This is a genomic window from Streptomyces sp. NBC_01618 (assembly GCF_045209435.1).
In the GTDB taxonomy this organism is placed as follows: domain Bacteria; phylum Actinomycetota; class Actinomycetes; order Streptomycetales; family Streptomycetaceae; genus Streptomyces.
Genome location: NZ_CP109297.1, coordinates 4870986 through 4896124, shown reverse-complemented (window position 1 = coordinate 4896124; position 25139 = coordinate 4870986). Strand labels below are relative to the sequence as shown.

General features: G+C 71.3%; 19 protein-coding genes and 1 riboswitch. Of the genes, 8 read left to right on the top strand and 11 right to left on the bottom strand.

Translation table 11 applies throughout. The features are described from left to right. Positions 1–6 precede the first annotated feature (6 nt). The 6 genes from sucD to OH735_RS22870 all read right to left on the bottom strand — a co-directional run bounded on the left by sucD (position 7) and on the right by OH735_RS22870 (position 7598). Positions 7–891 (bottom strand): succinate--CoA ligase subunit alpha, encoded by an 885-nt coding sequence (gene sucD, locus OH735_RS22895; protein WP_406383377.1) that lies wholly within the window; start codon positions 889–891, stop codon positions 7–9. A 21-nt stretch (positions 892–912) separates the two neighbouring features. Continuing rightward, positions 913–2094, bottom strand: a complete 1182-nt coding sequence (gene sucC / locus OH735_RS22890) for an ADP-forming succinate--CoA ligase subunit beta (protein WP_345515068.1) — start codon at positions 2092–2094, stop codon at positions 913–915. 331 nt (positions 2095–2425) lie between these two features. Then, on the bottom strand, positions 2426–3643 hold the full coding sequence (locus OH735_RS22885) for a vWA domain-containing protein (RefSeq protein WP_406383376.1): 1218 nt from the start codon (positions 3641–3643) through the stop codon (positions 2426–2428). Next, positions 3640–6138, bottom strand: coding sequence for a DUF5682 family protein (locus OH735_RS22880; protein ID WP_406383375.1), 2499 nt, complete (start codon positions 6136–6138; stop codon positions 3640–3642). Before OH735_RS22880 ends, OH735_RS22885 begins: the two co-directional genes overlap by 4 nt. After that, positions 6135–7247 carry an AAA family ATPase gene (locus OH735_RS22875; protein ID WP_406383374.1) on the bottom strand — a complete coding sequence of 371 codons (1113 nt, stop codon included), beginning with the start codon at positions 7245–7247 and terminating at the stop codon, positions 6135–6137. The genes OH735_RS22880 and OH735_RS22875 overlap by 4 nt, the downstream gene beginning before the upstream one ends. Before the next feature lie 111 nt (positions 7248–7358). Next, positions 7359–7598: a hypothetical protein gene (locus tag OH735_RS22870; RefSeq protein ID WP_406386968.1), complete on the bottom strand. Its 240-nt coding sequence runs from the start codon at positions 7596–7598 to the stop codon at positions 7359–7361. 133 nt (positions 7599–7731) lie between these two features. On the opposite strand from OH735_RS22870, the gene OH735_RS22865 reads away from it, so the two are divergent. Together OH735_RS22865 and OH735_RS22860 are read left to right on the top strand one after the other, a co-directional pair. Beyond that, complete coding sequence (locus OH735_RS22865) at positions 7732–9168, top strand: SWIM zinc finger family protein (protein WP_406383372.1); 1437 nt, start codon at positions 7732–7734, stop codon at positions 9166–9168. 167 nt (positions 9169–9335) lie between these two features. Next, the gene (locus OH735_RS22860; RefSeq protein WP_406383371.1) at positions 9336–10928 is read left to right on the top strand and encodes a DUF5691 domain-containing protein; all 1593 of its coding nucleotides are present in this window, start codon (positions 9336–9338) and stop codon (positions 10926–10928) included. Between the two features lie 284 nt (positions 10929–11212). Here OH735_RS22860 and OH735_RS22855 read toward each other — a convergent pair whose 3' ends face one another. Next, entirely contained in the window at positions 11213–11626 is a 414-nt protein-coding gene (locus OH735_RS22855; RefSeq protein ID WP_384457612.1) for a cobalamin B12-binding domain-containing protein, read from the bottom strand. A 306-nt stretch (positions 11627–11932) separates the two neighbouring features. Between OH735_RS22855 and OH735_RS22850 the strand changes: the two genes are divergently transcribed. Next, positions 11933–12826, top strand: coding sequence for an esterase/lipase family protein (locus OH735_RS22850; RefSeq protein ID WP_406383370.1), 894 nt, complete (start codon positions 11933–11935; stop codon positions 12824–12826). Positions 12827–13049: 223 nt separating this feature from the next. Further along, positions 13050–14612: a M23 family metallopeptidase gene (locus tag OH735_RS22845; protein WP_406383369.1), complete on the top strand. Its 1563-nt coding sequence runs from the start codon at positions 13050–13052 to the stop codon at positions 14610–14612. An 85-nt stretch (positions 14613–14697) separates the two neighbouring features. On the opposite strand, the gene pcrA is transcribed toward OH735_RS22845, so the two are convergent. Beyond that, positions 14698–17142, bottom strand: a complete 2445-nt coding sequence (gene pcrA, locus OH735_RS22840) for a DNA helicase PcrA (protein ID WP_266748041.1) — start codon at positions 17140–17142, stop codon at positions 14698–14700. 280 nt (positions 17143–17422) lie between these two features. After that, positions 17423–17587: riboswitch (cyclic di-AMP (ydaO/yuaA leader) on the top strand. Between pcrA and OH735_RS22835 the strand changes: the two genes are divergently transcribed. Then, a complete protein-coding gene (locus OH735_RS22835) occupies positions 17586–18776 on the top strand; it encodes an NlpC/P60 family protein (protein ID WP_406383368.1) in 1191 nt (396 codons plus the stop codon). (Overlaps the previous riboswitch by 2 nt.) A 112-nt stretch (positions 18777–18888) precedes the next feature. Here OH735_RS22835 and OH735_RS22830 read toward each other — a convergent pair whose 3' ends face one another. Continuing rightward, positions 18889–19242, bottom strand: coding sequence for a hypothetical protein (locus OH735_RS22830; protein WP_406383367.1), 354 nt, complete (start codon positions 19240–19242; stop codon positions 18889–18891). Positions 19243–19597: 355 nt separating this feature from the next. Here OH735_RS22830 and OH735_RS22825 point away from each other — a divergent pair, with 355 nt between their 5' ends. Together OH735_RS22825 and OH735_RS22820 are read left to right on the top strand one after the other, a co-directional pair. Next, positions 19598–20644, top strand: a complete 1047-nt coding sequence (locus tag OH735_RS22825; RefSeq protein WP_406383366.1) for a C40 family peptidase — start codon at positions 19598–19600, stop codon at positions 20642–20644. A gap of 61 nt (positions 20645–20705) precedes the next feature. After that, positions 20706–21467 carry a GNAT family N-acetyltransferase gene (locus OH735_RS22820; protein WP_406383365.1) on the top strand — a complete coding sequence of 254 codons (762 nt, stop codon included), beginning with the start codon at positions 20706–20708 and terminating at the stop codon, positions 21465–21467. Positions 21468–21487: 20 nt separating this feature from the next. Here OH735_RS22820 and OH735_RS22815 read toward each other — a convergent pair whose 3' ends face one another. Beyond that, positions 21488–22183, bottom strand: coding sequence for a LuxR C-terminal-related transcriptional regulator (locus OH735_RS22815; protein ID WP_406383363.1), 696 nt, complete (start codon positions 22181–22183; stop codon positions 21488–21490). Continuing rightward, positions 22167–23468 (bottom strand): PspC domain-containing protein, encoded by a 1302-nt coding sequence (locus tag OH735_RS22810; RefSeq protein ID WP_406383362.1) that lies wholly within the window; start codon positions 23466–23468, stop codon positions 22167–22169. Before OH735_RS22810 ends, OH735_RS22815 begins: the two co-directional genes overlap by 17 nt. A gap of 224 nt (positions 23469–23692) precedes the next feature. On the opposite strand from OH735_RS22810, the gene OH735_RS22805 reads away from it, so the two are divergent. Next, positions 23693–25030 (top strand): PspC domain-containing protein, encoded by a 1338-nt coding sequence (locus OH735_RS22805; protein ID WP_406383360.1) that lies wholly within the window; start codon positions 23693–23695, stop codon positions 25028–25030. Positions 25031–25139: the final 109 nt, after the last annotated feature.

The window sequence follows — 25139 nt, the reverse complement described above, 5'->3', positions numbered from 1 at the left end:
AAGCGATCAGGCGCCGAGGATCTCGCGCGCCAGCTTGGCGGTCTCGGTCGGCGTCTTGCCGACCTTGACACCGGCGGCCTCCAGGGCCTCCTTCTTCGCCTGCGCGGTGCCGGAGGAGCCGGAGACGATGGCGCCGGCGTGGCCCATGGTCTTGCCCTCGGGGGCGGTGAAGCCCGCGACGTAACCGACGACCGGCTTGCTGACGTTCTTCGCGATGAAGTCCGCCGCACGCTCCTCGGCGTCGCCGCCGATCTCGCCGATCATGACGATCAGGTCGGTCTCGGGGTCGGCCTCGAACGCCGCGAGGGCGTCGATGTGCGTCGTACCGATGACCGGGTCGCCACCGATGCCGACGGCGGAGGAGAAGCCGATGTCACGGAGCTCGTACATCATCTGGTAGGTCAGCGTGCCCGACTTCGACACGAGACCGATGCGGCCGGGCTTGGTGATGTCGCCCGGGATGATGCCGGCGTTGGACTGACCGGGGGTGATCAGGCCGGGGCAGTTCGGGCCGATGATCCGGGTCTTGTTGCCCTTCGAGCCCGCGTACGCCCAGAAGGCGGCGGAGTCGTGGACGGCGATGCCCTCGGTGATCACGACGGCCAGCGGGATCTCGGCGTCGATCGCCTCGACGACAGCGGCCTTGGCGAAGGCCGGCGGCACGAAGAGAACCGACACGTTCGCGCCGGTCTTCTCCATCGCCTCGGCGACGCTCCCGAACACGGGAACCTCGGTGCCGTCGAAGTCGACGGACGTGCCGGCCTTGCGCGGGTTCACGCCGCCGACGATGTTGGTGCCGTCGGCGAGCATGAGCTTGGTGTGCTTCATGCCGGTGGCACCGGTCATCCCCTGGACGATGACCTTGCTGTCCTTGGTGAGGAAGATTGCCATGGTGTTGGAGTCCCTCGTCCTTTACTTCGCAGCCGCGGCGAGCTCGGCGGCCTTGTCGGCCGCGCCGTCCATGGTGTCCACGCGCTGCACGAGCGGGTGGTTGGCGTCGGAAAGGATCTTGCGACCCAGCTCCGCGTTGTTGCCGTCGAGGCGCACGACCAGCGGCTTGGTGACTTCCTCGCCCTTGGACTTGAGCAGCGCAAGCGCCTGGACGATGCCGTTGGCGACCTCGTCGCAGGCGGTGATACCACCGAAGACGTTGACGAAGACGGACTTGACGTCCGGGTCGCCGAGGATGATCTCCAGGCCGTTCGCCATGACCTCGGCGGAGGCACCGCCACCGATGTCGAGGAAGTTGGCGGGCTTCACGTTGCCGTGGTTCTCACCGGCGTACGCGACGACGTCCAGCGTCGACATGACCAGACCGGCACCGTTACCGATGATGCCGACCTCGCCGTCGAGCTTGACGTAGTTGAGGTTCTTGGCCTTGGCGGCAGCCTCGAGCGGGTTGGCTGCGTCCTTGTCCTCGAGGGCCTCGTGGCCGGGCTGACGGAAGTCGGCGTTCTCGTCGAGAGACACCTTGCCGTCCAGCGCCAGGACGTCACCGGAGGCGACCTTGGCGAGCGGGTTGACCTCGACGAGGAGCGCGTCCTCGGCGACGAACGTCTCCCACAGCGTCACCATGACCTCGGCGACCTTCTCGGCCACCTCGGCCGGGAACTTCGCCTGGGCGACGATCTCGCGGGCCTTCTCGATCGTGACACCGGTGTTGGAGTCGACCGGGACCTTCGCGAGGGCCTCGGGGGTCTTCTCCGCGACCTCCTCGATGTCCATGCCGCCCTGCACCGAGGCCATGGCCAGGAAGGTGCGGTTGGTGCGGTCGAGGAGGTACGAGACGTAGTACTCCTCAAGAATCTCCGGCGCGGTCTCGGCGATCATCACCTTGTGGACCGTGTGGCCCTTGATGTCCATGCCGAGAATGTCGGTCGCCCGGGCGACCGCCTCGTCGGGGGTGGCGGCCAGCTTGACGCCGCCGGCCTTGCCGCGGCCGCCGACCTTCACCTGCGCCTTGACGACCGACTTGCCGCCCAGCCGCTCGGTCGCCTCGCGGGCTGCCTCAGGCGTGTCGATGACTTCACCGGCCAGCACCGGTACACCGTGCTTGGCGAAGAGATCCCTCGCCTGGTACTCGAACAGGTCCACGCGCGTCCGTCCCTTAATCAATGGTCTCGCGGTTCGATTTCTGCGTGGGCGTGCCGCGAGGGGCAATGTGACTGCTCTGTCACTAGGAAGGCGCACAGGGTGACCCGGAGTACGCGGCATGTCCATCTCGCAGGTTATCCCCGCGCTCCGCATGACCCTAAATCGCAGGTCACACCTGAGCGGTGATTACGGTCACAGACCAGGCCGGTCACCGGGTCGCAGTGGACAACTCCGCACGGCCGTGGTCCACGGGGACGGCCCCCCGAACAGGCCGGGAACGCCCTCCCCGCGACTCCCGGCCCCGCTCGCGAGCCCCCCTCCCCGACGGGGCTCACTGCTGGGCCTCCTTGTCCGGTACGGGAAGCGGCCTCTTCTCGATCGCCGCGGCCATCACCTCCGGGAAGAGATCCGGGGTGCATGCGAACGCCGGCGCCCCCAGGGCCCCGAGGGCCGCCGCATGGTCACGGTCATAGGCGGGGGCACCCTCGTCGGACAGCGCGAGCAGCGTCACGAACTGCACGCCGGAGGCCTTCATCGCGGCGACCCGCTTCAGCATCTCGTTGCGTATGCCGCCCTCGTACAGGTCGCTGATGAGCACGACGACGGTGTCGGCCGGGCGGGTGATCCGCGACTGGCAGTAGGCGAGCGCGCGGTTGATGTCCGTGCCGCCGCCGAGCTGGGTGCCGAAGAGGACGTCGACGGGGTCGTCGAGCTGGTCGGTGAGGTCGACCACGGCCGTGTCGAAGACGACGAGCCTGGTCCGCAGGGTGCGCATGGAGGCGAGCACCGCGCCGAAGACGGAGGCGTAGACGACGGAGGCGGCCATCGATCCCGACTGGTCTATGCAGAGGATGACGTCCTTCTTCACGGACTGCGCGGCTCTCCCGTAGCCGATGAGGCGCTCGGGGACGACGGTGCCGTACTCCGGGAGGTAATTCTTGAGGTTGGCCCGGATGGTGCGGTTCCAGTCGATGTCGTGGTGGCGGGGGCGGTTGATCTTTGCCGAGCGGTCCAGTGCGCCGGTGAGGGTGGCCCGGGTGCGGGTGGCGAGCCGCTTCTCCAGATCGTCGACGACCTTGCGCACGACCGCTCTCGCGGTCTCCTTCGTCGTCTCCGGCATGGCTTTGTTGAGCGAGAGGAGCGTGCCGACGAGATGGACGTCCGCCTCGACGGCCTCCAGCATCTCCGGTTCGAGGAGGAGGGCGGAGAGGCCGAGCCGGTCGATCGCGTCACGCTGCATGACCTGGACGACGGAGCTGGGGAAGTACGTACGGATGTCGCCGAGCCAGCGGGCCACGGAGGGCGCGGAGGCTCCGAGCCCGGCCGAGCGGTTGTTGCCGCCCCGGCCTCCGGGGCGGCCTCCGCCGCCGTAGAGCGCGGCCAGTGCCGCGTCCATCGCGGCGTCGCGTCCGGTGAGGGTGCAGCCGGTGCTCTCGGCGCTGTCCCCGCCCAGGACCAGGCGCCACCGGCGCAGCCGTTCGCCGTCGGCCGGGCCGGGCGGTGAGCCGTGGGCCGGGTGCGGTGTGGTGTCGGCGGTGTTCGTGGTCATCCCGTTGCCCCCAGCGGTTCCTTGACGTTCTCGGCACGCTCGCCCGGCTCGACGCCTCCCGGGGCCGGATTCGTGTCGTTGCCTGCGCGTGAGCCTGTGCGTGTGCCTGCGTCTGTGCCGATGCCTGCGCCTGCGCCGATGCCGGTGTGGGTGTTGGTGTTGGTGTTGGTGTGGGTGTTGGTGTCCAGGCCGAGCAGGAGGCGCAGTACGGGTACCACCGCGTCGGCCCGGGCCCCGTCGAGTCCGGGGCCGAAGCCGGGTGCCGTGGCCGCGGTGCCGTCCACACCGGCGGCCGGACCCCCGGCGGCCGGACCGCGCCGTACGAGCTCGCCCAGCGTGCGCCGTACGCCCGCTTCGTACACCGAGAAGGTGCGGCGCAGCAGAGGCAGCACATCGGCGAAGGTGTCGGCGGGAACCCTGGTGAGCCAGGCGTCTACCAGGCCGAGCAGTCGCTCGTCGTGGACGAGGAGCATGCCGCCCCCGGCGGCTCCGCCGACGAACCCCTCGATCCAGGCCGCGGCGTCGGTCGGGGGTGTGCCGGGTGAGAGGGCCAGACCCATCAGCCGTGCCGCTTCGTCCTCCGCGAGCCGTCCTTCGTCGAGCAGCAGGCGGGCCGCGCGGCCCCGGATGACGCCCGCGACCGTGTCCCGGGCGGCGAGCTTGTGCAGCACGGCGGTCCAGCGCTCGCGCAGCCCGTCCTTGTCGGCGTCCGTCCGAACAGCCTCGCCGAGCAGGCCGATCGCGGTGTGGACCCCGTCCACCCGGCGGCGGAGTTCGACGGCGCCGTCGGCGTCGAGTCCGGAGCAAGCCGGCGGCAGTCCGACGCAGATCCGCTCGGCGAGTCCGGCCGCGACCCCGCCGAGCGCCGCGGTGTCCGTGGACCGCACGTCGCCATAGCGCAGGGTGCGGGCCAGCGCGGGCAGGGCGTCGGCAAGATGGGCGACGTCGGCGTCGAGCGCGGCACGGTCCGCGAGGGCCTTCATGACCACGGACAGCGCGTCGGGCAGTTCCGCGAGGAGGCACTGCTCGGCCAGCGCGGTGACCTCGGCGAGCCCGGTCGCCGAGGTCGCCTGGAACTCGGCCTTGGCGGTGGCCGCGGAGAGCACGGTGGTGCCCCAGGTCCCGGCCTCGGCGACCTGTACGTACAGCTCGGGTTCCCAGCGCAGCCGCCAGCTCTCCCGGAAGGTGCCGGTGCTCGCCCGGCCGGCCGCGGGCTCGCCCCAGCCGACGGCCAGGATCCGCAGCCGGTGGAGCAGGCGGCTGCGGGCCGCGTCGGTGCCCTTGCGCAGGTCGAGCTCCAACTCCCGCTCCAGCGCCTCCGGTTTGAGCCGGAGCGTGCGCTGCTGTCGGGTGAGGTCGCGTTGCAGGGGTACGGCCGGGGCGGTGTCCGGCACTTCACCGAGTGTCTCGCCGACGATCAGCCGGTCCCGTACGAGCGCGAGCGCCACATCGGAGCCTTCACCCATCACGGCCCTGATCGCGTCGGTCGTCTCGCTCAGCCCGGCGAGCGGGCGGCCGCGCATGGCGGCCAGGGTCTCGGCGAGCCGGACGGCCTCGATGACGTGGGCCGACGAGACGAACCGGTCCTCGTCGCGCAGGAGTCCGGCGACCTTGGTCATCCATCGCTCGATCGGGCGGTCGGCGGCGTCGAAGAGGTGCCCGTACCAGCCGGGCGAGTCGATGCCCGCCCCGTATCCGCTGTGCCGGGCGAGCCGGCGGTGCGACCAGGGCACCCAGGTCAGCTCGGTCTTGACCTTGGGGAGCCCTTTGAGCAGGGCCCGGTCGGCGGCGAGCGTGACCCTCGCGCTGAGCGCGGGCACGTGCCAGGCGCCGCAGACGACGGCGACTTCTTCGCCGAACTCCTTTGCCGCCTTGCGTAGTTGGATGCGCATATACGCCTCGCGGACGGTGTCCCGGGGGTGGCCGCCGTCGCCGTACACCTCACGCAGGGCGGTCATGGCCTCGGCGAGTGCGGCGAACGGTGCCCGCGGGTCGGCGGCCTCGCCGTCCTGAGTGCGGTGTTCGACGACGTCCTCCCACCAGGCCTCCGGGTCGTCGTAACCCGCCGTCTCGGCCAGTACGCCGATGGGGTCGACCAGGGGGCGCTCTCCGTCCCCGTTCCCGTCTTGGCCGTCCTGGTGTTCCGCTTCCCGTGTCATGGCCAGCGAGTTCGCCGCGGGCAGGTCGATGAAACGGACCGGCACGTCGTGAGCCAGCGCCCAGCGGATCGCGACCCATTCGGGGGAGAACGCGGCCAGCGGCCAGAACGCCGCCTGCCCCGGGTCGTCCACGGCATGGGCAAGCAGCGCGACCGGCGGGCGCATCTGCTCGTCGGCAGCCAGCAAAAGGAGCGCGTCACCCTCCGGGGGCCCCTCGATGAGCACGGCCCGCGGGCGGGCGGCATCCAGGGCCGCCCGGACGGCCCGGGCCGAGCCCGGTCCGTGGTGCCGCACCCCCAGCAGCAGCGGTCCGCCGGACGGCGTGGCCCGGGTCATGCGGATACCTCGCGGCAGGCGCGGTAGAAGTCCTTCCACCCGTCCCGCTCCCGGACGACGGTCTCCACGTACTCCTGCCAGACCACCCGGTCGGCAGCGGGGTCGCGGACGACCGCGCCGAGGATGCCCGCCGCCACATCACCAGGACGCAGCACGCCGTCCCCGAAGTGCGCGGCCAGCGCCAGGCCGTTGGTGACGACGGAGATCGCCTCGGCCGTCGACAGCGTCCCCGAGGGGGACTTGAGTTTGGTGCGGCCGTCGACGGTGACGCCGTCACGCAGTTCACGGAAGACGGTGACGACGCGCCGGATCTCGGCCAGGCCGTCGGGCGCGGCCGGGAGGTCGAGCGAGCGCCCGATCTGGTCGACGCGCCGGGAGACGATGTCGACCTCGGCATCGGGGGTCTCCGGCAGCGGCAGCACGACGGTGTTGAACCGGCGGCGCAGCGCGCTGGACAACTCGTTGACCCCGCGGTCGCGGTCGTTGGCGGTGGCGATGACGTTGAAACCGCGGACCGCCTGGACCTCCTGCCCCAGCTCGGGGACGGGGAGCGTCTTCTCCGAGAGGATCGTGATGAGCGAGTCCTGCACATCGGCGGGGATACGGGTGAGTTCCTCGATCCGCGCGGTCATGCCGCCGGACATTGCGCGCATGAGCGGGCTGGGCACGAGGGCGTCGCGGCTGGGCCCGTGCGCGAGCAACTGGGCGTAGTTCCACCCGTAGCGGATGGCTTCCTCCGGGGTGCCTGCCGTGCCTTGGACGAGCAGGGTCGAGTCACCGCTGACGGCGGCCGCGAGATGCTCGGACACCCAGGTCTTGGCGGTGCCGGGGACGCCGAGGAGCAGCAGGGCACGGTCGGTGGCAAGTGTGGTCACGGCGACTTCGACGAGGCGGCGCGGGCCGACGTACTTGGGCGTGATCAACGTGCCGTCCGGCAGTGTGCCGCCGAGCAGGTAGGTGGCGACGGCCCACGGGGACAGTTGCCAACGGGCGGGCCGCGGGCGGTCGTCGGCCGCGGCGAGGGCCTTCAGCTCATGGGCGAAGGCGTCCTCGGCATGCGGGCGCAGGGCCTGAACGCCATCGGTGGCGGTGGTTTCGGACACGGTCATGGATCCCCCTCCAGATCGGTCGACCTGATGTGGTTTCCACCGTGCACCATGGCACTGACAATCGGCCCCGACCGCAGGTCAGGGCCGATTCGGCCGCTACGGACTCGGAGTTCAGCCGGCCACCGGCGAGACGGCGACGCAGCCGCCCGCGGTGATGAGGCCCTCGCCCCTGGCCTCCTTGATGACCTTGCCCTTGTGCGTGATCGAGCAGGCGCCGAGGCCCACGGCGAGGCCGGGGACGAGCGCTGCGGAGGCTGCGGTACGAACCGCACGGACCGCACGAGCCCTGCGAACGGCGCAGAGGTCACGGAAGTTGTGGGAATTACGGAAGTTGCGGGCGGTGTGGCTCATCGGTCGATCCCCCCGGAGCCAGCGGTCAGGAGCTCGCAGCGAATCGCAAAGCGAAAGTAAAGTCAAAGTCTGCCCGGGACGACGAATCAGCAGGTCAGGCCGATTGTCAGTGGCGGGTTCTACCGTCGTTCCCATGCTGCTATCTCACGGGGGAGAACCCTTGCGCACCGCCGACCCGGCGGCGCGCTGGACGGTGGAGCAGGTCCTGGCCCTGGCTCCTGACGAGGCATCACGCAAGGCGGGGAGCAAGCTCGGTTCGACCGGACCTTGGTCGGGCGGTGGATGTGACGATTCGGGGGCGGTGTGGGGGCTGTGCAAGGGAAGCGGAAGCAAGCCGTATCAAACGGTGATCGACACCACCGGCCCTGCGTACAAGTGCAGTTGCCCCAGCAGGAAGTTCCCGTGCAAGCACGCGCTGGGCCTGCTGCTGGTCTGGGCGTCCGGCGAATCGGCCCTGCCCACGGGCGATGTTCCGGACTGGGCCGGTGAGTGGCTGACGGGCCGTCGCAAGCGTGCGGCGGAGAAGGAGGGGAAAAGCGGACCGGCGGCGCCCTCCGGGTCGGCCACGGGCCCGGCCGACCCGGAGGCCGCCCGACGTCGCGCCGAGCGCCGGGCCGAGCGGATCACCGGCGGAGCACAGGAACTCGAGCAGCGGCTGACGGACCTGCTGCGCGGCGGCCTGGCGGCGGCCGATCAATCGGGATACGGGCTGTGGGAGGAGACGGCGGCCCGTATGGTCGATGCCCAGGCGCCCGGACTGGCCGCCCGGGTAAGGGAATTGGGGGCCATACCCGCGTCCGGACCGGGCTGGCCGGTACGGCTGCTGGAGGAGTGCGCGCTGCTGCATCTGCTGGACAGCGCCTGGCTGGGAATCGGCCGACTGCCGGAGTCGTTGGCGGCCACGGTGCGTACCCGGGTGGGGCTGACCGCCTCCGCCGAGGGCCCACCGATCCGCGACAAGTGGCTGGTCCTCGCGCAGTACGACACCACGGACGGCAAGATCGTCACGCGTCGGATCTGGCTCCACGGCAGGGAATCGGGCCGCGCGGCGCTCCTGCTCTCCTTCGGGGCTGCCGGGCGCTCCCCCGGGCAGGCACTGCCAGTGGGTGTCACGATCGACGCCGAGATCACGCCCTATCCGGGCATGGGCCGGCTACGGGCGGAGCTGGGCCGGCAGTTCGGTGTCCCGTCCCCGGCAAGCACGCCACCTCGGGGTGGCTCGGTGGCTACCGCGCTCGCCGCGTACGGGGAGGCCCTGCGGGACGACCCGTGGCTCGACACCTGGCCGGTGACGCTGCACGAGGTCATACCCGTGCCGTCCGGGGACGGCTGGCAACTGGTCGATGCGGCGGGCGAGACGGCCCTGCCCCTCGCTCCGTCGGCCCTGTCCCGGCCCGGGCTTTGGAAACTCGTCGCGCTCTCCGGCGGCTCTCCGGTCACGGTCTTCGGCGAATGCGGCCACCGCGGTTTCGACCCGCTCGCGGCCTGGTCCACGAACGGGGACGACGCCGCAGGCAGTGCGGATATCAGCGGCGCCGATACTGCTTCCGAGACCGTGCGGCTCATCTGACGCCGGGTTCAAAGGATTTGAAGGATTCGAAGGGCTCGTTCGGAGGACTCAAGGGGTTCGAAGGGGTCGAAGTCCAAAGGGGTCGTAGACCGAAAGGTTCGTAGGCCGAAAGGTTCGTAGACCGAAAGGTTCGCAGACCGAAAGGTTCGTAGTCCTAAGGGGGACCAATGCCTCGCACCATCACACCCACGCCGTGGGAAGAGCTCGTCACTACGGCGCTTCTCGGCACCGACCGCCGACCGGCGGAGGGAAACGACGGACCGGCCGGACTGCTGGACGCGGCGGCGCTCCACACCGTGCGGCGCAGAGCGGGGCTGCTGCCCGCCCCCGTCGCCCCCCGGCCCGAGCCGGCGCCCGCCGACCCGAGGCCGCCGCTGCCCACGGCCGCGCGGCGCAGACTGGCCCAGTTGCTCGCGGACCGGTCGGCAGCGGGCGGCTCGGGTGGCCGGCGCGGTACGGCCCCCGATCTCACGGAACTGATCCCGCAGTGGCTGGTCATCGCCAATCAGTACGGCTTCCGGGCCCCGGCCGCGCTGCTCCCGCCCCTGCTCGACGCGGCCAGATCCCGTACCGATCTGCGGCCGCAGGCCCTGGCCTTCGCCGGGCCGCGCGGGCTGTGGCTGGCCGGGCTGAACCCCGAGTGGAAGTTCGCGCTGCGCGGCTCCTCCGGCGGCTCGTTGCTGCCCGACGTCACGGATTCGGAAGCGGTCGCCCGGCTGTGGGAGGAGGGTCTGTTCGCCGAGCGGGTCGCCCTGCTCGGGGCGGTACGGGCGCACGATCCCGCGCAGGCGCTCGCGCTGCTCGCCACCACATGGTCCACCGAGCGTGCCGAAGACCGGCTGATGTTCCTCGACTCCCTGCGCACGGGGCTGTCCGCCGTGGACGAGACCTTCCTGGAACAGGCCCTCTCCGACCGCAGCCGCAATGTCCGCTCGACGGCTGCCGAACTGCTGTCCGCGCTGCCGGAGTCGGCGTTCGCCGGACGGATGGCGGTCCGCGCGATGTCCTGTGTGAGCCCGGACCTCGCGGACGACGACGTCTCCGTCGCCGTGGAGGCCCCGCACGAATGCGACGCCGCGATGGAACGGGACGGCGTGGTGGCAGTGCCGCCGTCCGGGCGGGGCGAACGGTCCTGGTGGTTCGGCCAGTTGGTGGAGGCGACCCCGCTCGGCACCTGGCCGGCGCGGTTCGGCGGGCGCACCGCGCAGGAGATCGTCGCCCTGCCGGTGGCCGACGGCTGGGCCGAGGAACTGCACGCAGCCTGGTGCCGGGCAGCGGTGCGCCAGCGGGATCCGGAGTGGGCCCGCGCACTGCTCGGCGCCCCCTCCGTCCCTCCGTCGAACGGCCCCGGCACGGCATCGCTCGCCGAGCGGTCGAAGCTCCTCGCCATACTTCCCGCGGCCGAACGGGGCGAATGGGTGGCCGATTTCATCGCGGCGCACGGGCTGTCGGAGGCGTTCCAGCTGCTCGGGGTCTGCCCGACGCCCTGGTCCGAGCCGCTCGGCCGCTCGGTCGTCGACGCCCTGGACATCGCCCGGGACGCGGGCAGCTACCCCTGGAGCTTCAGCGGCGTGATGGGCCTGGCAGAACGCTGTCTGAACCCGGCCGAGGCGGACCGCCTGGAGGTCCTCACCACCACCCCGGACGAACCGGAAAACGCCTCACCGGGCGCGAACGGCTACTGGTCGGAGGCCTTCCAACGACTGGTCTCCACACTGCGACTGCGCGCGGCGATGGACCTGGAACTGATACCGGGCTGAGGCACGCGGCACCGGCCGACCGCCCCCGCACGGCCACTCCCACACAGGCACCCCGTGCGGCCGTCCCCGCACAGCCGCCCCCGCACAGCCGCCCCCGGCACACGCCAGGGTCAGTGGTCCAGGCCCGGGTGGGCCAGGCCGGTGCGCCGAGCAGCCAGGCCGGGCAGCCGGGTCGGGGAGCCGCACCCGGCAGGGCCGGTGCCAGGGCCGGGCCCGCCAAGGCCGGTGCCAGGGCCGGTGCCCGGCCCGGCGGCCCGGGCCGCCGGTCGCCCGGGTGGTGAGTGTCAGGCTTCCGCGGGGTGGCGGACGTTTGCGTTGACCCAGTCGACGATCGACGCCGTCGTCGCACCCGGGGTGAAGATCGCCGCGACGCCCTGGTCCTTCAGCGGTGCGATGTCCGCCTCCGGAATGATGCCGCCGCCGAAGACCTTGATGTCCTCCGCCTCGCGCTCCTTCAAGAGCTCGATCACCTTGGCGAAGAGCGTGTTGTGCGCACCGGAGAGGATCGAGAGGCCGATCGCGTCGGCATCCTCCTGAATCGCGGTGTCCACGATCTGCTCGGGCGTCTGGTGAAGCCCGGTGTAGATGACCTCCATACCGGCGTCACGCAGCGCCCGCGCGATCACCTTGGCCCCGCGATCATGGCCGTCCAGGCCCGGCTTGGCCACCACCACACGGATCGGACCGGTCACACCCATCACTGCCTCCACATGCGTCTCCCGTGCCTGAAGGGCCGGGGATGTGAACGAACGTTATCGACAGCATCCCGCAACCCGCCGTTTCGCGGTGGATGGGGAGGGGGAAATCACACGTGGGACATGTTCACCGGGCGCCGTTCCCTTCGATGCGGCACACCTGCCGTGTGGGACCGGCCGCCAGGGGAGCCGCTACGAGGTCGCCGGACCACCGCGCCGCCAGCCGCGCGGCACGGTGGTCCGGACCGCCGGGCCTGTCGGCATCGGGACCGGAGCCGCCTCCCCGCTTGCCGAAGCAGGAGGTCGGCCATGCAGGTCCTGCCTTTCCCCCCGCGACTGCCGCACCAGCCGTTTCCGTGCAGCACCCGGCTGTCATCCGCACTGCTCAAGGCCACCGTGCTCGAGCTGGTGGTGCTTACCGGGCACGTACTCCTGTACCCCACCGGCATCGCCGGGGAGCGGCGGCCCACGCCACGCCCGGCCGGACCACCCACCGGCACCGCGCCCGCCGGGACGTCCGCCCTCCCCGCCGAGGGCAACGAGCGGCCGCCCGTCGTGCTCCTGCACGGCTTCATCGACAACCGTTCGGTCTTCGTCCTGCTCCGCCGCACCCTCGCCCGGCACGGCCGGCGCCATCTGGAGTCGCTCAACTACTCGCCGCTGACCTGCGACATCCGTACGGCGGCCGAGCTGCTCGGGCGGCACGTCGAGGAGATCTGCGCCCGCACCGGACACCACGAGGTCGACATCGTCGGGCACAGCCTCGGCGGCCTGATCGCCCGCTACTACGTGCAGCGGCTGGGCGGTGACCAGCGGGTCCGCACCCTGGTCACGCTAGGCACGCCGCACGGGGGCACGGCCGTCGCCCCGCTCGCCAGCGCTCACCCCATCGTGCGCCAGATGCGTACGGGCTCCGCGCCGATCGAGGAGCTGCGCAGGCCGGCCCCCGGCTGCCGCACCCGGTTCGTGAGCTTCTGGAGCGAGCTGGACCGGGTGATCGTCCCAGCCGAGGCGGCCTGCATCGACCATCCGGATCTCGACGCACTGAACGTACGCGTCAGCGGGATCGGCCATCTCGCGCTCCCGGTCCACCCGACCGTCGCCACCGCGGTCCGGCAGGCGCTGGAATCCGGCGAATCGGCGACCGGCACCGCAGGAACGTCCGGAGCCGAGGGAGATTCCGGGACCGGAGGAGCTGCCTGAGCCGGAGGCGAATAGAACGGGTTTCGAACATAGGGCCAAGGCTGTGTAGACAGTCCGTCGAAAGGCGGCCGATTGCCCGTTTCCTGAGCCGCTCGAACCCGTCGAAGATTGTCGACGTCGCGTACCGCCGGGTACAGTCGCGGCCACTACTCCCCCTGGGATTCGGAATTCCCCCACCGGACCCCAGCACACAGGTCCTGCTGCCGAGGCGAGAGAGAAGTTGGTGAACGACCAGCACCCCCACGCCGGGTTCGCCGGATACGACAGCCAAGCCACCGGCAGCTTCGACAGCGATCCGCTCTTCGGCTCCCTCCCCGGTCATTACGACGGCACGTACGACAGCGGTTACGACACCGCCTACGCCACCGGGCAGGCCGGATCCGGATACAGCGGCCAGTACGACTCCACGCAGTGGGACACGGGCGCGCACCCGACCACCTCGTACGACGCCTACGCCTCGTACGCGGCACAGCCCGAGCAGCAGCAGTACGCCGCAGGCCCGGTGTACGACACCGCGACCACCTGGGCACCCACCGCCACCGCCACCTTCGCCGACATACCGGCACAGGGCGGCGCCCCGGACGTAACGGGCCAGTGGGAGACCAACGGCTGGCACCAGACCGGCCAGTGGGTGACGACCGGCACGGCCGTCTACGACACCGGCGCGTACGACGCCACCGCCTGGAACACCGGCGCCACGCCCGAGCACCAAGAGCAAACCGTGCAAACCACACAATCCGCACAGGTGTTGCACGAGGCGCCGGTGACACACGAGGCGTACGACGCACACCTGCCGTACGACCCGTACGACCCGTACGACCCGTACGACCCGTACGAGGCCCACCGCACCGCTGAGTTCAGCCTCCCCCAGACGGACTTCGACACCGACGGGCAGGAAGCCGGCACCGAAGCCGCAGAATCCGCCGCAGCCATCGAAGCCGGCGACGAGGACAAGACCGCCGCCGAGAACCGCGACACGGCCGACGCCGCCCCCGATGCCCACCGCCCCCTCGGCCGCCCCGCCACCCGCGGCGCCGGCGGTCGCAGTCGGCGGCGTTCTCCCGCGAAGCGTTCCGCGCTCCTCACCGTCGCCGTTCCCTCCGCCTGCGTGATGAGCGTGGCCGGTATCGCCGCGGCCTCCGTCGGCGGACTGGGCGGCGAGGACAAGAAGGACGACAGCACGACCACGATGGCGGCCTCCGACCCCGGTTCGGTCAAGGCGGTCGCCGCCAACAACAAGCTGGACACCCAGCTCGCCAACCTCCGCGCCGACGCCGAGAACTTCGGCGACCGCGTCAGCCGTACCCAGGAACGCATCGATCTGAGGGAGCGGCAGGCCGCCGAGAAGAAGAAGCGCGAGGAAGAGGCCGCCCGCAAGGAGGCGTTGCGCCCCAAGTACGTGATGCCCGTCGCGCAGCACGGCCTCAGCGCGTACTTCGGCCAGGCGGGCGTCAACTGGATGTCCGTGCACACGGGCATCGACTTCCCCGTCTCGTACGGCACGCCCGTGATGGCCGCGACCGACGGCACCGTACGCACCCAGTGGAACAGCGCCTACGGGAGCATGGCCATCGTCACCATGGCCGACGGGACCGAGACCTGGTACTGCCACCTCAGCGGCACCAGGATCCGCTCGGGCACGGTCAAGGCCGGTGACGTCATCGCGTACTCCGGCAACTCCGGGAACTCGACCGGCCCGCACTTGCACTTCGAGGTGCGGCCCGGTGGCGGTGCGGCGATAAACCCACTCCCCTGGCTCCGCAGCCACGGCGTCGACCCGAGCTGAGCCACCGCGCAGAGCGCACCGTGCACACCCGACGGCGGCCGGAGCAACAGCCCCGGCCGCCTGTTCGTCCGCCCTTCCGCCCGGCCTACAGCTTCTCGACCGGCGCGTACCGCAGCAGCAGCTTCTTCGGCCGCTCGTCCCCGAAGTCGACCGTCGCCTTCGCCTGGTCGCCGAAACCCTCGACGGCCGTCACCGTGCCGAGCCCGAACTGGTCGTGCGTGACCCGGTCCCCTACGGTCAGCGTGATCGTCGGCTTGTCCGAGGTCCGCCGGGTCGCGAAGCCCGAGGGGCCGGAGCGCGAACGGGACGACGACAGCGACGAGGTGATCCCCGACGTCGGTCCGGCCGGGGCCGCCATCGGCCCGGTCCGCTTCCACTCCAGGTGCTGGTCCGGGATCTCCTCCAGGAACCGCGACGGCGGGTTGTACGAGGGCTGCCCCCACGCACTGCGCATCGCCGCCCGGGTCAGATAGAGCCGCTCGCGGGCCCGGGTGATGCCCACGTACGCGAGCCGCCGCTCCTCCTCCAGCTCCTTGACCTGGCCGAGCGCCCGCATGTGCGGGAAGACGCCGTCCTCCATGCCGGTCAGGAAGACCACCGGGAATTCGAGGCCCTTCGCGGTGTGCAGCGTCATCAGCGTGATGACGCCGGAGCCGTCCTCGTCCTCGTCGGGGATCTGGTCGGAATCGGCGACGAGCGCGACCCTCTCCAGGAACTCGGCGAGGGTGCCCGCGCCCTCCTCGCCGGCCTCTCCCCGCTCCTGCTCGAATTCGAGGGCGACGGCGGCGAGTTCCTGAAGGTTCTCGATGCGGGTCTCGTCCTGCGGGTCGGTGGACGCCTGGAGCTCGGCGAGATAGCCGGTCCGCTCCAGGACGGCCTCCAGGACCACCGCCGGGCCCGCGCCGGACTCGACGATCGTGCGCAGCTCCTCCATCAGCGTGTTGAACCGCTTGACGGCATTGGCCGACCGGGCCGCCATGCCGTACGCCTCGTCGACCCGGCGCAGCGCCTGCGGGAAGGTGATCTTCTCGCGCATCGACAGCGCGTCGATCATCGCCTCGGCGCGGTCGCCGATGCCGCGCTTGGGCACGTTGAGGATGCGGCGCAGCGGGACGGTGTCCTCGGGGTTGGCGAGGACCCGGAGGTAGGCCAGGACGTCCCGGACCTCCTTGCGCTCGTAGAAGCGCACGCCGCCGACGACCTTGTAGGGCAGGCCGACGCGGATGAAGATCTCTTCGAAGACCCGGGACTGCGCGTTCGTACGGTAGAAGACCGCGACGTCGCCTGCCTTGGCGTCGCCCGCGTCGGTCAGCCGGTCGATCTCGTCTGCGACGAACTGCGCCTCGTCGTGCTCGGTGTCGGCGACATAGCCGGTGATGCGGGCGCCGGTGCCGGCGTTCGTCCAGAGGTTCTTGGGGCGGCGGCTCTCGTTGCGTTCGATGACGGCGTTGGCGGCGGACAGGATCGTCTGCGTGGAGCGGTAGTTCTGTTCCAGCAGGATCGTGGTCGCGTCCGGGTAGTCCTCCTCGAACTGGAGGATGTTGCGGATGGTCGCGCCGCGGAAGGCGTAGATCGACTGGTCCGCGTCACCGACGACGCACAGCTCGGCGGGGGCGTCGGCCTCGCCGGCCGGGCCGACCAGTTCGCGTACGAGGGTGTACTGGGCGTGGTTGGTGTCCTGGTACTCGTCGACGAGGACGTGCCGGAAGCGACGGCGGTAGTGCTCGGCGACGTCGGGGAACGCCTGGAGCAGGTGGACCGTCGTCATGATGATGTCGTCGAAGTCCAGCGCGTTGGCCTCGCGCAGCCGGGACTGGTACATGGCGTAGGCCTGCGCGAGGGTCTTCTCGAACCCGTCGGCGGCCTGACCGGCGAAGGTCTCCTCGTCGATCAGCTCGTTCTTCAGGTTGGAGACCTTGGCCGTGAACGACTTCGGCGGGAAGCGCTTCGGGTCGAGGTCGAGATCGCGGCAGACCAGGGCCATCAGCCGCTTGGAGTCGGCGGCGTCGTAGATCGAGAACGATGACGTGAAGCCGAGCTTCTTCGACTCGCGGCGCAGGATGCGTACGCACGCGCTGTGGAAGGTCATGACCCACATGGCGTTGGCACGCGGTCCGACGAGCTGCTCGACGCGCTCCTTCATCTCGCCCGCGGCCTTGTTGGTGAAGGTGATCGCCAGGATCTGGCCGGGGTGCACGCCGCGCTCGGCGAGGAGGTGGGCGATCCGGTGGGTCAGCACCCGCGTCTTGCCGGAGCCCGCCCCGGCGACGATGAGCAGCGGCGAGCCCGCGTGGACCACGGCGGCGCGCTGCTCGGTGTTCAGCCCGTCGAGGAGCGCCGCGGGGTCGATGACGGGGCGGTGCGCGCCGTCGCGGTAGTACGCCTCCCTGGGCGGCGGGGGCCCGTCGAATACGCCCGCGAAGAGGTCCTCCGGCACCGCTTCGGGTGCGGAGTCCTCGGGGGGCGGCGGGGGCTCTTCCTCCGAGTGCTGGAGGCCGGCCAGGAAGCTGTCGTCAAAGAGGCTGCTCATCGCTTGTCGAGTCTAGGCCGCCGCACCGACACACGACGGCCGCATGCCGAACCGGACCCGGACCGCATGAGCGGCCCCATCCCCCTGCCGGGCACGCAAGGAGAGTGGACAGCCACGCACGGTGAGGAATTCCGGGCCCCCGCCCGCGCCCGCCGCCCCGCTTCGCCAAGGTCACGAAAATGTATCGGGCATATCGAACATCAACCTTCACAGCAGCACCATGGGTTGGCTAGCGTGCTCGTCCGGGCGGCCCGTACCCCCTGAGGCGAACCACGCCGAGCGGGCGCCCACGCCGAATCCGGGCTGCCCTCGCGGGAGTTCGGAACCGGGGACCCACACGCAGCACCGGGGTGAATCGGTCCTTGTCCCCACGCGGACCGTAGGGCAGCCTTCCGTTCCGCCCGAACCCGACAGCTAACCCGGTAGGCGGTCCACGGAAGGAGATGCCGGCCTTGGCGTCGCATCGCAAACCGCGCACCCGGATGCGCACCACCTCACCGGCCGTCGGGCTCACGACGGCGGCACTGGCGTCCGTGACCCTGCTCTCCACGCAGAGCGCGATGGCCGCCCCCGCTCCGAAGCCCGGCATCGAGGACGTCCAGAAGAAGGTCGACGACCTCTACCGGCAGGCGGGCACCGCGACCCAGCAGTACAACCAGGCGAAGGAAGCCGTCGCCACCCAGCGCACCAGGGCCGACGCCCTGCTGGATGATGTCGCCAAGCACGCCGACCAGCTCAACGAGGCCCGCAGGACGCTGGGCACGTACGCAACCGCGCAGTACCGCAGCGGCACCATCACACCGAGCGCCACTTTCTTCCTGGCCGACGACCCGCAGTCGTACTTCGACCAGAACCAGCTGATGGACCGGATGACCAGCCGGCAGCAGAGGGCGATCACTGACTTCCGTACGCAGCAGACCAAGGCGGCGAAGAAGCGTGCCGAAGCGGTGCAGAGCCTGGAGACGCTGACCACGACGCAGACCACGCTGCGCACCAGCAAGCAGGACGTCCAGAAGAAGCTGGGCGAGGCGCGCGCGTTGTTGTCGAAGCTGACCGCCGAGGAGAAGGCGCGGCTCGCGGAGCTGGAGCGGAAGAAGAAGGCGGAGGCCCGGCGCAAGGCGCAGGAACTGGCCGAGCGGCAGGCCGCCGCCAAGGCGGAGGCAGACCGCAAGGCCGCGGAGGCCGCGGAGGCCGCGAAGGAAGCGGATTCCGGCACCGGTACTGGTACGGGCACCGGCACGGGCACCGGCACGGGCACCGGCACCGGCTCGGACAGCAGCGCCACCACCGAGGCGGAGAAGGTCCTCGCCTTCGCCCGCGCCCAGATCGGCAAGCCGTACGTCTGGGGCGCGACCGGCCCGTCCTCGTACGACTGCTCCGGGCTCACCCAGGCCGCCTGGAAGGCCGCGGGTGTCGACATCCCGCGCACCACCTGGGACCAGGTGAAAACAGGCACCCGGGTCGCGACGGCGGATCTGCGCCCGGGCGACCTCGTCTTCTTCTACGACGACATCAGCCACGTCGGCATCTACAAGGGCGACGGGATGATGATCCACGCGCCGAAGCCCGGGGCGAATGTGCGCGAGGAGTCGATCTACTACATGCCGATCTACGGCAGCGTGCGACCGGCGTAGCAGTTCGCGTGACCATCGGCCGGGGCGCGGGCCGGTATGCGCCGGGGCGCGGGCCAGTAGCTGCCGGGGCACGCCCCCGGCCGGCCCGCCTCCGGCTCTCCGGCCTCGGCTCTCAGGTCCAGAGCGTGGCGATGAAGATGTTGGCGAGCGTCAGCCCGCCCACGGCCGCGAAGGCGCCCTTGTCGACCTGCTCCTCGTCCCGCTTGATGTAGACCAGCGCGAGGATGACGACCAGGAGCAGCAGCTTGATCCCGATCTTGATGTTGTTCACGGGGTTGTCGTCGGCCTGGTTGAGCCCGACTAGTGCGACACCGGTGACCAGCATCGTCAGGGCGCCGTGCAGCATCGCCGGGACGAACCGGGCCGTGCCCGCGCCCATCGCCTTCATCTGGGTCAGGAAGCCGCCCAGCAGAGCGGCGATACCGATGATGTGCAGGGCGACGAAGACATGAATGAGTACGTCCATGAGACCGCAGCCTAGCTCCGCCCATATCACCACTCCGCGGGCAGGTGCGGCTTCCTTCCGCTTCACTCGTGTCTGTACCAATTGCCTGACTCTGTTGTCATTTTTCCGATCAAGCAGAGACAGTGCCGCGCCAAAATGAGGCAATAGGCGTCATTACGACTCTTCCCCGTGCCCCGGGTTTAGCGTCCCTGAGCAGGTGACCGTCTTCACCGCCGCTCCGCACCCGGACGGCACACCGGTCACCCCGCCGAGATCCGGCGGCGGGCCGCTCTCCTGTTGGTGACCCGCCGCCGGACCTCCGGCGGGCCCGCCGGTAGTCCCCGACGGGCAGTCGCCAGGAAGGACGCACGCCCCCGTGGCAGCGCACCGGAAACCCAAGCAGCGCCCGTACACCGGCTCTGCTGCCCGCACCGCGGCCACCCTGGCCTTCGCCGGGGCCGCCACCGCTGCCGTGCTACCGGGTTCGGCGCACGCCGACCCTCAGCGAACCCCCGCCCGAATCAAGGCCGAGGTGGACCGGCTCTACCACGACGCGGAGGTCGCCACCGAGCAGTACAACGGCGCGAAGGGGAAGGCGACCGCCGCCGCCGATGCCGTCGACACCCTGCGCGACGAGGCCGCCCGCAGGACCGAGCGCCTCAACGCCTCGCGCAACGCACTGGGTTCGCTCGCCGCCGCGCAGTACCGCACCGGCGGCCTCAACCCGTCCGTACAGCTGGCGCTCTCCTCCGACCCCGACCAGTACCTGGAGCGCGCGTCGTACGTGGACCGGATCGGCGACCGCCAGGCCGCCGAGGTCGACGAGGTGGAGCGGCAGGGCGCCCGGATCGCCCAGCTGCGCTCGCAGGCCAAGGACAAGCTGGCGGCGCTGGCTGCGCGCCAGGCCGAACTGAAGAAGCACAAGGCGACGATCAGGGCCAAACTGGCCGACGCGCAACGACTCCTCACCACCCTGTCCCCGGCCGAGCGCGCCGCCTACGAGGGCTCGGACGGCGTGCGTTCCGCCGGGCACGCCGACCGCGGCACCGCGCGCGGCCCCGTGCTGGCCCCCAACTCCCGCGCCGCCGAGGCCGTCGCGTTCGCGTTCGGGGCGCTCGGCAAGCCGTACGTCTGGGGCGCGACCGGCCCGTCCTCGTTCGACTGCTCCGGGCTCACCCAGGCCGCCTGGCGCTCCGCCGGCGTCTCGCTGCCCCGGACCACGTACACCCAGATCAACGCCGGTCAGCACATCTCGCGCTCCGAACTGGCCCCGGGCGACCTGGTGTTCTTCTACTCGGGCATCAGCCACGTCGGGCTCTATATCGGCAACGGCCAGATGATCCACGCCCCGCGCCCGGGAGCGCCGGTCCGGATCGCGCCCATCGACCAAATGCCCTTCGCCGGAGCGACCCGGGTGGCATAGGCTCCCGGCTCCCGGCTCCCGGCTCCCGGCTCCCGGCCGATCGGCAGGAGGACACCCGCACATGCCCATGGACATCGAGGTCCAGACCCACGCCCGTACGCTCGCCCTGCGCTCCCCCGACCATCTGCGGATCGGCCCGTTCACCGTGCGGTACAACCCGAACTGGTCGATCAAGTACGCCAATTACGCGATACCCGACCAGGACGCCGAGCCGACGGCCGAGGACCTCGACGCCCTGATCGCGGCGTTCCGCGAGCGCGAGCGGCTGCCTCGGCTGGAGTTTCTGCCCGGCTGGGCTCCCGCTGTCGAACCGGCCCTGCTCGCCGCCGGGTTCGCTGTCGAGAACCGGGCCCCGATCCTGGCCTGTGCCCCGGGCGACCTGGTGCCGCCGAAGCCGGTGGACGCCCTCGTGATCGCCGAGCCGGTCACCGGCGCGGAGTTCGACGCCGCCGCGCTCGTCCAGCACCTCGGATACGGCGGGACGGGCGCGCCCGAGGACGGGCAGGCGGCCTGGCTGCGCGCGGCGGCCGGGGGCGGCGGGGTCGCCGCCCTCGCCACGGTCGACGGCGTCCCGGCGGGTGCGGGCGGCTGCTCCGTCCCGGTCGACGGCCTCGGCGAACTGGCCGGCCTCGCCGTCGCCGACACCTTCCGGCGCCGCGGCATCGGCGCGGCGCTCTGTGCCCACCTGACCGCGACCGCCTTCGAGCGGGGCTGCCGGGTGGTGTGGCTGGAGCCGGGCGACGCCGATGTGGAGCGGATCTACGCCGGCATCGGCTACCGCCGGGTCGGCGAGAAACTGAACATCTCGCTCGACCCGGCCTGACGTGCCCGCAGCCCGTCGGCTCAGACCAGCCGTCGCGCCGTCGCCCACCGGGTCAGCTCGTGCCGGTTGGACAGCTGGAGCTTGCGCAGCACCGCCGAGACGTGCGACTCGACCGTCTTCACCGAGATGAACAGCTGCTTGGCGATCTCCTTGTACGCGTAGCCGCGGGCGATCAGCCGCAGCACCTCGCGCTCGCGCTGTGTCAGCCGGTCCAGGTCCTCGTCGACCGGCGGCGCGTCCGTGGAGGCGAAGGCGTCGAGGACGAAGCCGGCCAGCCGGGGCGAGAACACCGCGTCGCCGTCCTGGACCCGGAAGACCGAGTCGACCAGGTCGGTGCCGGTGATCGTCTTGGTGACGTAGCCGCGGGCGCCGCCGCGGATGACGCCGATGACGTCCTCGGCGGCGTCCGAGACGGACAGCGCCAGGAACCGCACCGGGTTCTCCACGGCGCCCATCAGCGGGGCGCAGCGGCGCAGTACCTCGACGCCGCCGCCGCCCGGCAGGTGGACGTCGAGGAGGACGACCTCGGGGCGGGTCGCCGTGATGACGTTGACCGCCTGGTCGACGTCGGCGGCCTCGCCGATCACCTCGACGCCGGTCTCCTCGGTGCGGCCGATCTCGGCCTGGACGCCGGTGCGGAACATCCGGTGGTCGTCGACGAGCACGACCCGTACCCGGCGCTCCGGGCCCCCGGTCGCCTCAGTGGTCTCCGTCATCGCTCGCCCTCTCCATCTCCAGCTCGACTTCCGTGCCCCCGCCGGGCACCGAACGCAGCCGCGCCGTACCGCCGTTGCGCTGCATCCGGCCGATGATTGATTCTCGTACGCCCATTCTGTCCCCCGGTACGGAATCCGGATCGAAACCCGGGCCCCGGTCGCGTACCGAGACGAAGACCGTGCGTCCCTCGACCTCGGCGTAGACCTGCACGGCGCCGCCCTCGCCACCGTACTTGGCGGCGTTGACCATCGCCTCGCGCGCGGCCTGCATCTGCGCGGCCAGTTTCTCGTCCAGCGGGCAGTCGCCGACGACGACGACCTCCAGCGGGACGCCGTGCTTGTCCTCGACCTCGGCGGCGGCGCGTTTGACCGCCTCGGCGAGGGTCTCGGGTTCGTCGTCCTCGTCCTTGCCGGTGCCCTCGGGGTTGTACAGCCAGTTGCGCAGTTCGCGTTCCTGGGCGCGGGCCAGCCTGCGGACCTCGCCCGCGTCCTCCGCGTTGCGCTGGATCAGGGTGAGGGTGTGCAGCACCGAGTCATGGACGTGGGCGGCGACCTCGGCGCGCTCCTGGGCCCGGATGCGCATCGTGCGTTCCTCGGAGAGGTCCTGGGTCATGCGGACGAGGTAGGGGCCGGCCAGCAGCGCGATGCCGGTGAGGACGGCGATCGCGGCGGTGAGGACGTTGCCGAGCTGGGCCGCGGAGCCGCGTACCACCATGAAGACGGCCAGGCCCAGGCCGACCAGAGCGACCCCGGCCAGCGCCCGGGCCAGGTGCAGGACCCGGCGGCGGCTGCCGACCTCCATCCAGCGGGCCCGCCGGGCGTTGTCGGCCTGCCGCCACACCAGCACGGAACCGGCGCCGATCAGCAGCGCGGGCCAGATGTAGCGGTCGGCGCCGCTGCCCATGTCGACGTTGCCGACGAAGATCATGGCGCCGATGAACAGCGCGATGAGGGCGAAGATCTGGCCCCTGTCGGGTTTACGGAGCCGGCGTCTGCCGTCCGGGGCGGTCTCGAAGACGGAGCGCTGCGCCTCCACGCCACCGACACCGAGCGGGACGACGATCCAGAACACGGCGTAGAGCAGCGCGCCGAGGCCGTCCGCGAAGAACAGGCCGAGGAAGACGAACCGTACCCAGACGACGGGCAGCCCGAGATGCCCGGCCAGTCCGCGCGCGACGCCGCCGAGCATCCGTCCGTCGGCGCTGCGGTACAGCTTGCGCAGCGGCGGTTCCTCCGGGTCGGTTCCGGGGGAGCTCGCGGCGGCTCGGGGCGTGGCGGCTGGCATGACCCGATGGTCACATGCCCGTACCGGCGACGGCATCAGGGTCCGCCCCGGACTCGACCCTGAGAGCTCGGCCCAGGGGACGCGAACGTTTCCCCCAGGGGGCGCGGACCAATACCCCGGGGGTCCCGCGGGCCAATACCCCAGGGGTCCCGCGGGCCAATATCAGGGATCGGCCAGGGTCGGCGCGGGTCCCGGACGGGCGCCCGGCCCGTCACCATGGAGCCATGACCGTTCCCCAGGACGCCTCCCCCGGTGTCGCACCGCCCCAGGCCCCGGGACCTCACCTGCGGCGCAGCTCGCGGCAGAAGGTCGTGGCCGGGGTGTGCGGCGGGCTCGGCCGGTACTGCGACGTCGATCCGGTGATCTTCCGGATCGTGCTCGGTGTGCTGTCCGTCACCGGCGGCATCGGGCTGATCTTCTACGGCTTCGCCTGGCTGCTGATCCCCCTGGAGGGGGCGGACGAGAACGAGGCGCGCCGGCTGCTGTCCGGTCGCGTCGAAGGGGCGCCGCTGATCGCGGTGCTCCTCGCGCTGATCGGCTGCGGGCTGTTCCTCTCGATGCTGGGCAACGGCGGCACGCTGGCGTTCTCCGCGATGCTGACGCTCGCGGTCGTCGGCTTCGCCGTCTGGACGCAGAACCGCAGGACCGCGGCGCCCGAGAACCCGCTGCATCCGGCGACCGCGCAGGCGGTGGCGGACGCGCCGCCCGAGGTGAAGGCCCCGCCCAGGCCGGGCAGCCCGTCGTGGTGGCGGGACCCGATCATCAAGGACGGCACCTCGGGTCCGGTGGGCCCCGGCTATCTGTGGGGTCCGGCCGACACGGCGCCCGCCGACCGGGCGGTACGGCCCCGCTGGGCGCCGCCGCAGGACCCGTTCCGCGCGCCCCGGTGGGAGCCCGGCACCACGGGACCGGTCTCGATCGGCGGTCTCGCGTTCCTGTTCGCACTGATCGCGGGCGGGCTGGGCACGGGGCTGAGCTGGGGCTCCCACCCCCTCGGCACGAGTCTGCAGTTCGGTCTGGCCGGTGCGCTCGCGGTGTTCGGGCTGTCCATGCTGGTCAGCGCGTTCCTCGGACGGACCGGGTTCGGCACGGTCATGCTGTCGATGATCACGGCGGCCCTGCTGGCGGGCGCTTCCACGCTGCCCAAGAACATCACCACCCAGTGGGTGCGTGAGGGCTGGCGGCCGGCCTCGGTGGCGGCGATCCGGCCGCACTACGGACTGGGCACCGGGGTGGCGCGGCTGGATCTCACGGAGATCACGGTTCCGCCGGGCGACACCGTCCGTACGGAGGTCAGTGTCGGGGCGGGCCGCGCGGTCGTCGTCGTACCGAAGGCGGTGACGGTGAAGGTGGACGCGCGGGCGAGCCTCGGCGACATCACGCTGCCGCTCAGCCGGCCGAACGGCGCACCGGCCGGCAGTGTGCGCGAGGTGGACGTCAATCCTTCGCAGAACGAGCACAGGACGCTGCCGCCGCCCCCGGGGAGCAAACCGGCCGGCACGGTCGAGCTCACTCTCGAAGTCGGTGTCGGACAAGTGGAGGTCACCCGTGCTGCGTCATGAGATCCGTCCGGGACGGGCGGTGGCGGGCGTGGTCATGCTCGCGCTGGCGGCGGGCTACGCGGCGGACGCGGCGGGGTCCTGGAACGCCCCGTGGGTGTTCTTCTTCCCG